This window comes from Arthrobacter sp. NA-172, assembly GCF_043952055.1.
GTDB lineage: Bacteria > Actinomycetota > Actinomycetes > Actinomycetales > Micrococcaceae > Arthrobacter.
This window is the reverse complement of the sequence record NZ_JBINOT010000001.1, coordinates 2344806-2358918: the sequence shown is the minus strand read 5'-3', so window position 1 is coordinate 2358918 and position 14113 is coordinate 2344806. Positions and strand designations below refer to the sequence as shown.

Annotated in this window: 16 protein-coding genes; 8 read left to right on the top strand and 8 right to left on the bottom strand. The window is 63.4% G+C overall.

Going from position 1 to position 14113, the window contains the following annotated elements:
* The first annotated feature begins 4 nt into the window (after window positions 1–4).
* Window positions 5–1198 carry an MFS transporter gene (locus ACF0H6_RS11680; RefSeq protein WP_395249737.1) on the top strand — a complete coding sequence of 398 codons (1194 nt, stop codon included), beginning with the start codon at window positions 5–7 and terminating at the stop codon, window positions 1196–1198.
* A gap of 74 nt (window positions 1199–1272) precedes the next feature.
* On the opposite strand, the gene ACF0H6_RS11675 is transcribed toward ACF0H6_RS11680, so the two are convergent.
* From ACF0H6_RS11675 to ACF0H6_RS11655, 5 genes are read right to left on the bottom strand one after another with little or no spacing between them, the layout of a single operon-like run.
* Entirely contained in the window at window positions 1273–1686 is a 414-nt protein-coding gene (locus tag ACF0H6_RS11675; protein WP_395249736.1) for a hypothetical protein, read from the bottom strand.
* Window positions 1687–1743: 57 nt separating this feature from the next.
* Window positions 1744–2343 carry an ABC transporter permease gene (locus tag ACF0H6_RS11670; protein ID WP_395249735.1) on the bottom strand — a complete coding sequence of 200 codons (600 nt, stop codon included), beginning with the start codon at window positions 2341–2343 and terminating at the stop codon, window positions 1744–1746.
* A 17-nt stretch (window positions 2344–2360) separates the two neighbouring features.
* Window positions 2361–3716 (bottom strand): ATP-binding cassette domain-containing protein, encoded by a 1356-nt coding sequence (locus tag ACF0H6_RS11665; protein WP_395249734.1) that lies wholly within the window; start codon window positions 3714–3716, stop codon window positions 2361–2363.
* Between the two features lie 6 nt (window positions 3717–3722).
* Window positions 3723–4799, bottom strand: coding sequence for an efflux RND transporter periplasmic adaptor subunit (locus ACF0H6_RS11660; RefSeq protein WP_395249733.1), 1077 nt, complete (start codon window positions 4797–4799; stop codon window positions 3723–3725).
* A complete protein-coding gene (locus ACF0H6_RS11655) occupies window positions 4775–5263 on the bottom strand; it encodes a biotin/lipoyl-binding protein (protein ID WP_395249732.1) in 489 nt (162 codons plus the stop codon). Before ACF0H6_RS11655 ends, ACF0H6_RS11660 begins: the two co-directional genes overlap by 25 nt.
* Window positions 5264–5563: 300 nt before the next feature.
* Between ACF0H6_RS11655 and ACF0H6_RS11650 the strand changes: the two genes are divergently transcribed.
* The 5 genes from ACF0H6_RS11650 (at window position 5564) to ACF0H6_RS11630 (ending at window position 10979) form a co-directional block, all read left to right on the top strand.
* On the top strand, window positions 5564–6559 hold the full coding sequence (locus ACF0H6_RS11650; RefSeq protein ID WP_395249731.1) for an ABC transporter ATP-binding protein: 996 nt from the start codon (window positions 5564–5566) through the stop codon (window positions 6557–6559).
* 324 nt (window positions 6560–6883) lie between these two features.
* A complete protein-coding gene (locus ACF0H6_RS11645) occupies window positions 6884–7447 on the top strand; it encodes a hypothetical protein (protein WP_395249730.1) in 564 nt (187 codons plus the stop codon).
* Window positions 7448–7511: 64 nt separating this feature from the next.
* A complete protein-coding gene (locus tag ACF0H6_RS11640; RefSeq protein ID WP_395249729.1) occupies window positions 7512–8798 on the top strand; it encodes a sensor histidine kinase in 1287 nt (428 codons plus the stop codon).
* Entirely contained in the window at window positions 8795–9487 is a 693-nt protein-coding gene (locus tag ACF0H6_RS11635; RefSeq protein WP_395249728.1) for a response regulator, read from the top strand. Before ACF0H6_RS11640 ends, ACF0H6_RS11635 begins: the two co-directional genes overlap by 4 nt.
* 175 nt (window positions 9488–9662) lie before the next feature.
* On the top strand, window positions 9663–10979 hold the full coding sequence (locus ACF0H6_RS11630) for a M18 family aminopeptidase (protein WP_395249727.1): 1317 nt from the start codon (window positions 9663–9665) through the stop codon (window positions 10977–10979).
* A 50-nt stretch (window positions 10980–11029) separates the two neighbouring features.
* Here ACF0H6_RS11630 and ACF0H6_RS11625 read toward each other — a convergent pair whose 3' ends face one another.
* Window positions 11030–11596, bottom strand: a complete 567-nt coding sequence (locus ACF0H6_RS11625; protein WP_395249726.1) for a TetR/AcrR family transcriptional regulator — start codon at window positions 11594–11596, stop codon at window positions 11030–11032.
* 17 nt (window positions 11597–11613) lie between these two features.
* Between ACF0H6_RS11625 and ACF0H6_RS11620 the strand changes: the two genes are divergently transcribed.
* Both ACF0H6_RS11620 and ACF0H6_RS11615 read left to right on the top strand, forming a co-directional pair.
* A complete protein-coding gene (locus ACF0H6_RS11620) occupies window positions 11614–12159 on the top strand; it encodes a VOC family protein (protein WP_395249725.1) in 546 nt (181 codons plus the stop codon).
* A gap of 21 nt (window positions 12160–12180) precedes the next feature.
* Entirely contained in the window at window positions 12181–12858 is a 678-nt protein-coding gene (locus ACF0H6_RS11615) for an NADPH-dependent F420 reductase (protein WP_395249724.1), read from the top strand.
* A 46-nt stretch (window positions 12859–12904) separates the two neighbouring features.
* On the opposite strand, the gene ACF0H6_RS11610 is transcribed toward ACF0H6_RS11615, so the two are convergent.
* Both ACF0H6_RS11610 and ACF0H6_RS11605 read right to left on the bottom strand, forming a co-directional pair.
* Complete coding sequence (locus tag ACF0H6_RS11610; RefSeq protein WP_395249723.1) at window positions 12905–13579, bottom strand: DUF1345 domain-containing protein; 675 nt, start codon at window positions 13577–13579, stop codon at window positions 12905–12907.
* 49 nt (window positions 13580–13628) lie between these two features.
* A complete protein-coding gene (locus ACF0H6_RS11605) occupies window positions 13629–13967 on the bottom strand; it encodes a YnfA family protein (protein ID WP_395249722.1) in 339 nt (112 codons plus the stop codon).
* Between the last annotated feature and the right edge of the window lie 146 nt (window positions 13968–14113).

Here is a 14113-nt window from a genome sequence, read left to right as displayed (position 1 = left end):
CCGTATGAGCACTAGCACCCGAACCCCCGCCAACGTCAAAGCAGCGGCAATCGCCACTTTCCTGGCCTTCGGCATGAATGGGCTGGTTTTTGCCAGCTGGGCGGCACGCATTCCCGCCGTCACCCAGACCTTGAACCTCACATCAGGCCAGATGGGAACCTTGTTGCTGTGCACCGCCGTCGGGTCCCTGGCGGCCTTGCCATCCGCGGGATGGGTGGTGGGCAGGATCGGTACGGCGAACGCGGTCCGCGCGGCAGGGCTGTTGGCTGCCTTCGCCGGCGCGGGGATCGCCTTTTCCTTGATGGCCGGCTCCGTGGCCGCCACCGCGGTGGCACTGTTCTTCTTTGGTGTGGGGGTCGGTCTGTGGGATGTGTCGCAGAACATTGAAGGGGCCGACGTCGAACACCGGCTCGGGCGCACCGTCATGCCGCAGTTCCACGCAGCCTTCAGCGGGGGCGCCTTTGTAGGTGCCGTGATCGGTGCATGGCTCTCCCAAATAGGAGTCGGGCTTCCGCAGCATCTGTTGGTCATTGCCGGCGTCGTAGTGCTTCTGACCTTGACGGCGCCGCGCTACTTTATGCCCCACGTGGCCCCGATCGTGGTGTCCGACGGCGATGCGCCGGCTGTCAAGGGCCGCTCGGCGTGGCGGGACTCGCGCACGCTGCTGATCGGCGTCGTCGTCCTCGGTGCTACCCTCACCGAAGGCGCGGGAAATGACTGGATCGCGAAAGCCGCGGTAGACGGACTGGCCGCCACGGAATCGACGGGAGCCCTCCTGTTTGCCCTCTTCGTGGCGGCGATGACGTTGATGCGATTCTTTGGTGGCCGTGCAATCGACAGGTTCGGGCGCGTAGCCGTCCTGCGGGCCAGCATGGCAGCAGCTGCCGTGGGCTTGGGCCTTTTCGTCTTCGCGGACAACTTCATCTTGGCTGCGGTTGGCGCGGCTCTCTGGGGGATCGGCGCCGCCTTGGCCTTCCCAATGGGCATGTCCGCTGCTGCCGATGATCCCAAGCACGCAGCAGCACGCGTCTCGGTGGTTTCGACCATCGGATACGTGGCGTTTCTCGCTGGTCCCCCGCTCCTGGGATTCCTGGGCGACCACACCGGCATCCATATGGCGCTGCTAGCGATCGGGGTGCCGATCCTGATCGCCTTGTGGCTGGCCGGCGCCGCGAAACCTTTGGCGAAAAGCAACTAGCTCGCATTAGTCGTTATGAGAGCTCAAAACGACAAATGCGAGCTAGTTGGGTGGCCGGTGGACGGCGCTGGAAGTTACGGTGCCGAGGTGGCGGGTGCCGAAGGGATCGCGCTCGGCGAGGCCCCGTTGGTGGGGGCGCCGCTCTGCCGGTTGCGGCCCTGACCGCCTTGGCCGTTGAAGTTCTGGAACTGGCCGCGGCCGGGACGGGTCTGTCCGGCGTCCATGAGCTTGGTGACGCCGACGCCGCTGAAGAAGCCGACGGCGACCAACAGCACGGCAAGAAGGATCATCGTCAGACGTCCCATCTTGTAGCGCTTCTTGGGCACGAACGGCTCCGGCGGCTGGGGTTGGCCCCAACCCTGCCCGGTGGGTTCCTGTCCAGTGGCCTGGAGGACCGCGGTCGGCTGGCCGCTGCGGGGCTGCTGGGAGTGGGGCTGCTGGGGCTCGGGCTGGTTCATCGGGCCGGGCTCCGGTGCTGAATAGGACATTTGTGAATCTCCTGTTGGGATATTTCTTTGGTCATTGCTGGGGAGTGGATCTGGGGGCTATTCGTAACGCAGAGCGTCGATCGGCCGGAGTTTAGCCGCCTTGTTGGCCGGGTAGATTCCGAAAATCAAGCCGATCGCCGCGGAAACCAGGAACGAAAGCCACACGGTCCACCACTGGACTTCAGGCTGGGTTCCCAGCACGGGGAAGGCGCTGCCGATGTAGCCTCCGGCAATACCGAGCACCCCGCCGATCAGCGAAATGATGAGTGATTCGATCAGGAACTGGCTCACGATGCTCCCCCGCGAGGCCCCGATCGCCTTTCGAATGCCGATTTCACGCGTGCGTTCGGTGACCGTGACAAGCATGATGTTCATGACGCCGATTCCGCCCACCAGGAGCGAAATACCCGCCACCGCACCCAAAAGGATGGTCAGTGTGGCCGTGGTTGTGGTGGCCGTGGAGAGGATCTGGGCCTGGTTCCGTACTTGGTAGTCACGGTTGGCAGAGGTGACGTTGTGCCTGGCATTGAGGATCATCTGGACCTCGTTCTGGTCCTGGCTCATCACGTCCGCCGACTTTGCCTGGACGCTGATGGAGGCGAGAGAGGGCGAGTATCCGGTGAACTTGTCCTGGGCTGCACTGTAGGGGATCACCACAATGTCATCCGGATCGTTCAGGCCCGAGGATCCCTTCTGCGCCAGGACCCTGAGACCACGAAGTTCTGGCCGTTGAGGGCGATGGTTTGCCCCACGGCCGAGTTCACTGCGGGGCCTACCAAATCCTGCGCCACGGTGTTGCCGATGACCGCCACAGCGGTACCGCTGGTTGCGTCGCCGTCGCTGAAGTAGGAACCCGCAGCGAGCGTGTCGTTGGAAATGGCAAAGTACGACGGCGTGGTCCCCACGAACGTTGCGACCGCGTGGGTTGCGTCCTGGGAGGTTCCCGTGACGTTCTGCGCGGTGACTACGGGCGCCGTCGTGGCGACGTCGGGGGCCATGACTGGATCGGTGAGCGCGGCCATGTCCTGAAGGGTCAGGTTGGTGCCGCGGGAGCGCGGACCGGTGACGGCTTGCCCGCCACCCGCGGCGCGCCCGCCCGCCGCCGTCTGCCGGCTTACGGTAAGCACGTTGGTTCCGAGTTTGCCGATCTGGGCCTTAATGGCGTTGGACGTTCCGGCACCCACCGCGAGCAGAATGATGACGGAGGCGATGCCGATCAGGATGCCCAGGGTGGTGAGGATGGAGCGCATCTTGTTGGCCATCACCCCCGTCAGGGCGAAGCGGACGGACTCGGCGATCATCATAGCGCCACCGCGGTTTCGAGCGGGTGCGCATGGACGTCGCGGACCCGGTGGTCCTCGATGATGTGGCCATCCTGGAACCGCACCACGCGGTTGGCCCGCGCTGCGACGTCGGACTCGTGCGTAATCATCACGATGGTCCGGCCGTTGGCATGCAAGGACTCGAAGAGATCCGATGATTTCGTGCGAGGACTTGGTGTCCAGGGCGCCCGTAGGTTCGTCGGCCAGGAGTAGCACCGGATTGGTCACCAAGGCCCGCGCGATGGCCACGCGCTGCTGCTGCCCACCGGAGAGCTGCGAAGGCTTGTGGTCCGCCCGTTCCGCCAAACCGACTGAATCGAGCACCTCCAAGGCCCGCTCACGCCGTTCCTTGCGGTGCACTTTTGCGTAAGCGAGGGGCATGGAGACGTTGTCCACGGCCCGGGTACGCGGAATCAGGTTGAAGTTCTGGAAGACGAAGCCGATTTTTCGGTTGCGGATCTGGGCCAGCTGGAATTCGTCCAAGGTCCCGGTATCGATACCGTCCAAGTGATAGGTACCCTCGGTGGCGCCGTCGAGGCAGCCGATGATGTTCATCATGGTGGACTTTCCAGAGCCCGAGGCGCCGATGATGGCCACGAAGTCTCCACGGTCAATGGAGATGCTGACGGAGTCCAGCGCGCGGACCTCAGCCTCTCCTTTGCCGTAAATCTTGCTCACGGAGTCCAGTTGGATGACAGCGTCGTTCACGGCTGCTTACCCGCCATTTCGCGTGCCGCCGGTGCCGGTGCCGGTGCCGGTGCCACCGGTTCCACCAAATCCACCGGTACCGCCGCCGAGCCCGCCGGTTCCTGTCCGTCCGGTAGTGCCGGTGGTGTCAAGGGTCGAGGAGATGGTGGGCAGGACAATTTCATCACCGGCGCTGACCCCGGTCAACACCTGGGTGCGGCCGTTGTCCGTGATCCCGGTGGTGATGGTCACCGCCGTCGCGGTCCCGTTCTTGTTCACGTTGACCGTTTGCTTGGTCCCGCTGGTGGTGATGGCCAGCGAAGGCACCGTCAGCGCGTTCTTGGCAGTTGCCGTGGTGACGGAAATGTTTGCGCTTTGGCCAAGCCGCAGGGCTGCCGGCGGATTCTTGATGGAGATCGTCACGGGGTAGCTGACCACGTTGTTGGTGGTGGTGGCGTTCTGTGCGATCGCCGTGATGGTACCGGTGACCGGTGCGGCGTTGGCATCTGTCTTGAGTGCCGGGAAGGTGAAGGTGGCGGCGTCGCCGGTCTTCATGGCTGCAATGTCCGATTCGGCGAAGTTGGCGATGACTTGCAGATGCGCAGTGTCGCTGATGGTGATGAGTCCGGACGACGACGTGCTCGCGCTGCTTGAGGACGAGCTGCCCGAGGCGCTGGAGGCCCCAGAGGAACTTGAGGAGCCGGAACCGGATGAGCCTGAGCTGCTGCCGGCGTTGCCTCCGACCACCGCATTGACGGCGGTGACGGTGCCGGAAACCGGCGAGGCCAGGGAGCAGGACGCCAAGTTCTTGTTTGCGGTGTCGACGGCGATCTGGGCGGACGTCGTGTTGGATGTAGCGCCGCCCCCGCTCTCTGCGGAAGTGAGGGCGGTCTGGGCCGAGCCCAGCTGCTCTTTGTCCTTGAGGGCCGAGCTGGCTTGCGAGTTGCTGGCCTGGGTCAGCGCCTGGTTGTCCTTCGCGAGCTGCGCCTGGGCCGAATTGAGGGCGGTCTGGGCCTGCTGGCTGTTGGGCTGGGCCGTAGCAGCGGCCTGCGCGGTCGCGACCGTAGCCGTGTCATTGTTCACCGCCGTCTGAGCTGCGGCCACGGCACTAGCCTGCTGGCTTGCGTCCAGGTTGGCGGTCTGCTGGGCGTTCGCCAGGGCTTCTGGCTTGCCGAGGCTACCTGGTTGCTGGCAGATGCCTGCTGCTGGTTTGCCTGCGCGGCTGCCGAGTCCAGCTGGGCTTGCGCAACGGCCAACGCGTTTTGGGCGTTGGTCGGATCAATCGTGACGAGCACCTGCCCCGCCGTGACTTGCTGGCCGGTCAATGCGGAAACCGAGGCGATTGGCCCGGTGCAGTTCTGCGCGTTGATGACGGTGGTGCTTGCAGGCGAGACGTTTCCGCTGGCGGTGGAGACAGCAGCGAGGTCCGCGGAGCTGACCGCGACGGTGCGGGCTGTGGTGTCGACGGCCGCTTGCGGTACGCCGTTCAGTACGAAGAAGGCACCGGCGGCAATGCCGACGACGGCCACCCCGATGCCGCTATTGATGAGCTGAGGCTTTGAGAGCATGCCCGAAGACTATGGTGGCTCGCTTGGAGCCGACCGAGTGCTAGCTGATGGTTTGCCGTATGTGACGAGTGGCGAACCGGTGAGCAGCAAGGTAGACCCTGCTGTTCATCATAGCCACAATCCCGCCGATAGTCTGATGGGATGCGAAGCGCGCTGCGGCGAACCCGGCGGGCATCATCCATTGGGACTACCCTGGCCGCACCCTGAATCATCCCTGAGACCGGCGCTTTCCGCGGGGCGGGTGGTTAGCGTTGTATCTACAGTCAACACACATCTGCAGCAAGCGGAGGGAACGCTTCCATGATTGAAGCAACAGGCTTGAGGAAGGTCTACGGCGCAAAGACAGCCGTGGACGGAATCAGCTTCACCGTACAGCCCGGCAAAGTTACGGGCTTCCTTGGCCCGAACGGCGCCGGCAAGTCCACCACCATGCGCATGATCATGGGTCTCGACCGCCCGACGTCGGGTGACGTGACAGTCAACGGCAAGCACTACTCCCAGCACAAGGCGCCATTGCACCAGGTCGGCGCCCTGCTCGACGCCAAAGCGGTCCACACCAGCCGCAGCGCGTACAACCACCTCCGGGCCATGGCGGCAACGCACGGGATTCCAAACTCGCGGGTTGAGGAAGTCATCGAAATGACCGGCCTCACCGCCGTCGCCAAGAAGAAGGCCGGCGGATTCTCCCTTGGCATGGGGCAGCGGCTGGGCATCGCCAACGCCCTCCTCGGGGATCCGCAGACGCTCATCCTCGACGAGCCGGTCAACGGACTCGACCCCGAGGGCGTCCAGTGGGTCAGGAACCTTGCACGTTACCTGGCGAGCCAGGGTAAAACGATTTTCATCTCCAGCCACCTCATGTCCGAGATGGCCCAGACCGCCGATCACCTGATTGTGATCGGGCGCGGCAAGATCATCGCCGACACCACGGTGGATGCGCTGATCGAGAGCCAGTCCCGCAAGCGCACTTTGGTGCGTACTTCCGAGACGACGCGGTTGTCCGAGTTGCTGGCCAGCGACGGCGTTCGGGTCGAGCAGAACGAGCGGGAGACCTTGGAAGTGTACGGAATGGAGCCACTCCGGATCGCAGAGCTCGCCCTGGACAACCGGGTACTGGTCTACGAGCTCACTCCGCTCACGTCCTCGCTGGAGGAGGCCTACTTCCAGCTGACCAAAGACGAAGTGGAATACCACTCGCACATCACCGGTGGTCCGGCAGCACCAGGCGGCCCGCTGGACGAAAGCCCCGCCGTCGGCGCCACCTCCGCTGCCACCATGGAAGGGATCCAGTCATGAGCACCACTACCATCAGCAAGAAACATGCGATCCCGTCGGCCGGGAACGGCGGCGTCACTTTCCTCCGGGTATTGAACTCCGAATCCATCAAGTTCCGGACCCTCATGAGCACCAAGCTCCTGTTGGTCCTGACCTTCGTGGCCATTGTCGGCATCGGCCTGCTCTCCGCACTGGTCCGCTGGAACTTCATCAACCAGATGGTCACGGTGGGACGCCAGGGTCACAAGGAAACGGTGCAACAGGCCGTTGACTCGTTCCCGCCCGGATCGGGATTCAACCTCTACAACCTGCCGAACGCCGGACTCAACATCGGCATCCTGGTCGATGGGATCCCTGGCCGTACTCTTCATTGCCTCCGAGTACGCCACCGGCATGATCCGGTCAAGCATGAACGCGGCGCCCGGCCGGCTCTCCACCTTCGGTGCCAAAGCCGTGGTCCTGGTTGTGGTCTCCTACCTCCTTTCGGTAGTGGCCGGCGTCGTGACCTTCCTGTTCGCGTCACCCATGTTCGCCAACTTCGGCCTCGACCTCGGCTGGAACACGGACGGTGTCCTCTACAGCATTTTCACCGGCGGACTGTACGTCTCCGGGGTCGCGCTGATCGGCCTCTCGCTCGGAACCCTGCTGAAGAACCCGGCCGGCGGGATCACTGTCCTGGTGGGCATCATGTTCGTGCTCCCGTTCGCCGGCCAGTTCCTCTCCCTCGCACCGGGCGAATTCTGGAAGTACGTCCCGCAGTACCTGCCCAGTGAGGCCGGTGGCCGTTTCTTGTCGATCGGCCACGTAGACGGCACCCTGGATCCTTGGGCGGGCGGCCTCGTGTTCCTTGGCTATGTCATCTTGTTCATGGTTCCTGCCCTCATTGCGCTCAAGAAGCGCGACGTCTAATTCGCAATCGTCTGATTCGCGATCCAGGGACACTTGCTCAAGGCAAGGCCACTAGGCTCAAGCCATGAGTGAAGAGTTGCCAGCAAAGGACGCGTCAGCCCACGTGGCCGACGCGTCCTTTGCTGAAATCACCCTGCGCCGCCGTGGCAGGATCCGCCGTTATCTCTTCGAGCACCCCCGGGTCACGGACGCGGTGGTGGTGCTTTGCTATTCGCTGCTGTCATTGTCCACGTTCATCAGCTCCATCGTGGACGGCAAATGGTTCGCCGCCCTGCTGCTCGTTGCCATCGCCGCTATCCTGTTCCTTCGGCGCCGCAATCCGCTCAGTGTCACTGCGGCCGTTGCGGTCCTCGAAGTGGCTGTGACGCTGTTGAATCCCTGGGGTTCGAACGTCTCGGCGGGACTGTGGTTTGCGCTGTATGCCGTGGCCGTGGGGAGGGCCCGGACCTTCGCGTTGACTGTGTTTGGCGCGGCGAGCCTACCGCTGACCCTCGTGTATCTGTTCATGTGGACCAGCCCGATTGCCCCGCCCAACGGAGAGGCGATTCCGGAAAATTTCCACCTCATCAGCAACATCGCGGCGGCGGTCAGCATTTTGTTGTCCAACTTGATCGCCACCGGGATCGGCATTTCGGTACGGCAGCGGCGTGAGCATGAGAGCGAAATCAGGGCGTGGGCAGCCCGCACGGCCCGCTTGGGGTCCGTTACCGAACGCAACCGGATCGCCCGGGAGATGCACGACGTCGTGGCCCACTCCCTGACGGTCATGATCAGCCTCTCGGACGGCGCCGCCGTCGTGGTCAAGAAGGATCCGGAGCGCGCCGGCGAGGTGCTTGGCGAACTCTCCCGCACCGGCAGGACTGCGTTGGCAGATATGCGCCGCGTCCTCGGCGTGCTGCGGGAGGACTCCGCGCGTCCTGCGCCTTTGGAGCCTTTGGTCACCGGCCTCAACCTGAGCAAGCTGCTCGATGGATTCCGGACGGCGGGGCTGCCGTTGCACTACTCGCACACGGGACCTGCGCTTCCTGAAGACCCGGCGTTCCAGCTCACCGTTTACCGGATTGTGCAGGAGTCCCTCACCAATGTGCTCAGGTACGGGCGCTCCCTGAGTCAGGTGGATGTGCGGATCGTCCGGGAAGGTGACTCAGTCACCATTGAAGTGCTCGACGACGGCAGGGGCTCCCGCGATCCGGGTACCGAAGAGGCGGCCTTGGGAACGGGCCAGGGCATCGCGGGGATGCGTGAACGTGCGGGAATTTATGCTGGAACCGTGGATGCCGGTCCTGGAATCCACGGCGGGTGGCGGGTCCATGCGGAGCTGAAGTGGAATGGCGACAAGGGGAAATCATGACTGACAATGCTCCCATCAGGATTCTATTGGTGGACGACCAGCCCCTGCTGCGCATGGGATTTCGGCTCATCCTGGAAGGCGAGGAGGACCTCGAGGTGGTGGGCGAAGCCTCCGACGGCGCCGAAGCCGTGAGGAAAGTCGAGGAACTGGAACCGGACGTGGTCCTCATGGACGTCCGGATGCCTGCCATGGATGGAATCGAAGCCACACGTCGGATCACGGCCTCGGAATCAAGCGCCAGAATCATCATCCTGACCACGTTCGACCTTGATGAATATGCCTTCTCCGGATTGCAGGCAGGGGCCTCCGCCTTCCTGCTCAAGGATGTTGCGCCCGCCGAGTTAGTCCAGGGTGTCCGGCTTGTAGCCAGCGGCGACGCCGTGGTGGCGCCGAGGGTCACCCAGCGGCTCCTGGAAACCTATGTCCGCGGAGGCCGCGTGCCCGGCCGGGCGACCCAGGCCCGCGATCCCCTGCTCGAAGAATTGACGCCCCGCGAAACCGAGATGCTGGAGGCAATCGCCGCAGGGCTGTCCAACGCAGAAATCGCGCACAAGTTTTTCCTGTCCGAAGCCACGGTTAAGACCCACGTCCGGCGGATCCTCACCAAGCTGCACCTGCGGGACCGCGTCCAAGTGGTCGTCTACGCCTACGAAACAGGGCTCGTGACCCCTAGCAACCCGGACTACTAGGACTGCCCGGGGCGGAAGCGGGGTCAGGCTCACGCGGCGGGATTTGCCTCGCGCGGCGGATGATTCCTGACGCACAGGGAATTCGCGCGTCGTCAGGAATACAGGGTATCGCCACGGAAATACCGCGTCGTGGGTCCGCGTCAGCGTCGCCACGGCTGAGGCTAGACTCGAAGCCATGCCTTCGAACTCCGCTGCCGAACACATCCAGGACCTTGGCGCATATGTGAGCGCATCGCCGTCGAGCTTTCACGCCGTCCACGAGGCCGCCCGAAGGCTCAACGACGCCGGATTCACGGCCCTTGATGAACTCCAACCTTGGGACGGTGGCGCTGGCAGTTTTTACATAGTCCGCGACGGCGCGCTCATCGCCTGGGTGACACCGGAGGGCGCAACTCCCATCACGGCGTTCAACATCCTCGGCGCGCACACGGATTCTCCGTCCTTCAAGCTCAAGCCGAAGCCCACAACAGGGAAGTTCGGCTGGCTCCAGGCGGGTGTGGAGGTCTATGGCGGGCCTCTTCTGAACTCCTGGCTTGACCGCGAACTCCGGTTGGCCGGCCGGCTCGTGATGCTCGACGGCACCCAGCACCTCACCGCCACGGGACCCCTCCTGCGCTTCCCGCAATTGGCCATCCACTTGGACCGGGCCGTCAATGACGGCTTCGCGCTCGATAAGCAGCAGCACATGAACCCCGTCTTTGGGCTCGGCGATCCGGCTTCCGCAGATGTCTTGGCGATCCTCGCTGACTGCGTGGCTGGGGCCTCCGTGGATCCCGGGCAGATCGGCGGCTACGACATCGTGGTCGCGGACACGCAGGCTCCTGAGCAGTTCGGTGCCAAGGGCGAACTCTTCGCCTCGGGACGGCTCGACAACCTCTCGTCCACTCATGCCGGGCTGGCGGCACTCATCGCACACGCAGCCGCGGGCGCTCCAGCCGGCGGGCCTATCGCCGTCCTGGCCGCCTTCGACCACGAAGAAGTCGGCTCTGCCTCGCGCTCCGGTGCCTGCGGACCCATCCTCGAAGACATCCTGACCCGGATCTCAGATGGCCTCGGCGCGACGGTGAGTGAGCGGCGCCAGGCGCTGTCGGCGTCGTTCTGTGTATCCGCGGACGCCGGCCACGCCGTTCACCCCAACTATCCCGAGCGGCACGATCCCGCCAACCGGCCGCTTCTCAACGGCGGACCGCTCCTCAAAATCAACGCCAACCAGCGTTACGCCACGGACGCCCCCGGCGCGGCCTTCTGGGCCCGGCTCTGCGGTGATGCGGGCGTCCCGTACCAAGAGTTCGTCTCCAACAACGATGTCCCGTGCGGTTCTACGATCGGCCCGCTGACGGCGACTCGCCTGGGGATCCGAACGGTCGACGTCGGCGTGCCCCTTTTGTCGATGCACTCGGCCCGCGAGCTGTGCGGCGTTGAGGATCCGCACCACCTGGCTACCGTGGCGGAGTTGTTCTTCCGCACGTCGAGGTCCATAACGGCCGGCTAGCAGCAGAGTCGGTCCGCTCTACTGCAGCCGGCACAGTTCGTTCATCCCTGTCACCGGCGCAAATGCGTGTTCTGCTGGCCATACAGACCGTCCAGGACCACTGAGATTTGTATGGCATCCGCGCGTCCGTCCGCCTGGCGGGTCAAAGCGCTAAGTAGGGCGAGTATGTCATCAGCCCCCAGATCGCGGCGCAGGTGCCCGTCCTTCTGCGCGCGCTTAACGAGCGAGGCGAAAGCCTGCCTCATTGGTTCGCACAAGCGTGCCAAGGGCCCTTCTCCTTCGGCTATGCTCCGTCCGACTCTGGAGGCCATGCCGCGGTATTGTCCGCCGACCGTGTCCCAGCGGCTCAGCCACCTTCTGGTCGCTTCGTCCGGGTCTGCTGCGCCGGAAAGTTCTTCGGCGAAGTGGGTCAGATTCTCGACTTCCTGTCGGAGAATCGCCGCGAAGAGGTCCTCTCGGGTGGGAAAGCGCCGGTAGAGAGTCGCTCGACCTACATTCGCGAGGCGAAGCACGCTGTCCAAGGGCGCGTCAACGCCTTCGCTGGCGAAAACTTCTTTTGCGGCGCCGAGGATCGCTGCTTCGTTTCTCGCCGCATCCGCTCTTAGTGAGGTCTCCATGCATCAACCCTACCAAAGTGGACACGGTGTCCGAATTGTCTTACGCTGAAGTGGACAGATTGTCCGCTTTTCTTAGGAGATTGTTGATGGGCGTACCCGTATGGCATCTGGGCTTGGCTGTGCAGTCGTTAAGCGAGGCGATGGACGAATTTACGGCAATTCTTGGCACGGAATGGAGGCCTATCCGAACAAGGCGACTCACCATCACCGACGCCGAAGGAGTTGCACATGAAATTGACTGTGAGGTCACCTTTTCGGCGGGTGGACCTTTCGCTTTGGAGCTGTGGCAGTCGATACCCGGCACACCCCTTGAGGCCCCGCCTGGGGGCATTGTCCACCACATCGGGATCTGGACAGAGGACGTTCACGTGGAGGGGATAAGGCTTCAAAACCTTGGTTATCCGACCTTCGCCAAAGTCGGAGAGACCCCTTTGTTGCAGCAGGGCCCGGGCGGCCTGCTGCTAGAGCTCTGCGATCTTCACAGCGACCGTCCATCATTGCGGGATCTCTTCCCGAGCCACAGCCCGCACGCCGGACCTGCAGTGCTCGATTCGGCACTGTGACTAAAGGAAGGAAATCAACTCATGCAAATCAGTATCATCGGAGCCGGCAGAATCGGGTCCACCCTTGCACTGCAACTGGGACAGGCCGGCCATAGTGTGAGCATCGCCAACTCCCGGGGTCCCGCAAGCCTGGGAGACGTTGAGCGTGATACAGGTGCGAAGGCCATGTCGCTGCAGGAAGTGGGCCGTGGTGCCTCCGCGGTGATTCTTGCGCTACCTTTCCCGGCAGTTGCCTCTCTCCCAAAGGAAGTGCTTGGCGACGCCGCACGCGACCTGGTGATTATCGACGCCAGCAACTATGTGCCTGGCTTACGGGACCAGGCCATCCAATCGATTGAGGATGGCCAAATTGAAAGTTCCTGGATCGCTGAACAGCTCGGCCGCCCAGTGGTAAAGGCATTCAACACGATTACCGCGGCGAGCCTCAAGAGCCACCTAGCGTCAAGGCCGGAACCAAACCGAATCGTTCTGCCTGTTGCGGGAGAAGCTGAAGGTAAGAACCTCGTCCGGGCCTTGGCCGCCGACTTGCAGTTCGACTTCCTAGATGCAGGCGGCATACAGGATTCTTGGCGGCAGCAGCCCGGTACGCCAATCTATTGCACGGACCTCAACGCCATGGAAGCCGGGGCGGCCCTCGCCTTGGCGGACCCTCTTCAGACTATTCGCTGGCGGGACGAGAAACGTGGTGGTGAACGATGACGGGATCGGAGGACGGACAAGGCGCAGCGCGAGTGTCTGAAACTCCTCAGGAGGCCAGGCTCACCACGAGGTTGATGGTGGTGGCCAGGATCCCGACGCCGAAAACATAGGCGAGGAGGCTGTGCCGCAAAGCGGCGGACCGCATTGCCCTCGTGGTGATCGAGGTATCCGAGGCCTGGTAGGTCATTCCCAGGCTGAATGCCATGTAGGCGAAATCGGTGTACTGCGGTGGTTCGTCCTGGTTGAAGTTGATGCCGCGCGGAGGATCGGCCGTGTAGTACACCTCGGCATAGCGCAAGGTGAAGAGGGTGTGGACCAAAAGCCACGACGCCACTGCACCGCCGAGGGCCAGCAGGGCCAGCAGGAATTTGTCGATCCCATGCGCGTCCTTGGCTCCGAACATCACCAACACAAAGGCGGCAAGTGAGCCCACCGCGGCACAGAGAATGAGGAGGTCGGAGATGGACCGGCGCGGGTCTTCTTCGGTGGCATGGCTTGCGGTTTGAGCGGCCTTCATCGGGGTGATGACTGTCCACACGAAGATGTTGTAGACCGCCGCGGCCACTGCCCAGCCCGCGGCGGGCGCGTAGATCCATTGACCCCATAGTCCGGTTGCTACCGCGGCAGCGACGCCCGCAACGATCATCAAAATGAATCGGAATTGGGAACGCTTGGCGCGGGCCGACTTTGGGCCTTGGCTCTTTGCTGCGGCGGCATTCATAGTCAGATCATGCCACGGCAAGATGTCGGATACTCAACTCGCCTGCTGCTCAACTCACAGATCGCGGGGCGAACATAATGACCGCGACCCCCAGAAGGCAGATCATGGCTCCAATGATGTCCCAGCGGTCGGGCCGGAAGCCGTCAAGGAGCATTCCCCAGGCCAAGGATCCGGCGATGAACACCCCGCCGTAAGCGGCAAGAACCCGGCCGAAGTGGGCGTCCGGCTGGAATGCAGCCACAAAACCGTAGATACCCAGCGCCACGATCCCCAGTCCCGCCCACCACCAGGGCTTGGCCTCCTTGACCGATTGCCAGACGAGCCAAGCCCCGCCGATCTCGGCGATGGCCGCGAGCACAAAGAGGGCAATGGATTTGAGGATGGTCATGGGTTCAGTCTGCCTGAGGCGCGCTTAAGGAGAGCGGCAGCGCGGGCGTATTGGCGGTTATCCACATACGTAGGATCACCCATTCCTGTCAGCCAACGCGCCGAATAGGCTTAGACACGGGAAATGGACTAAGATATTGAAGTCTG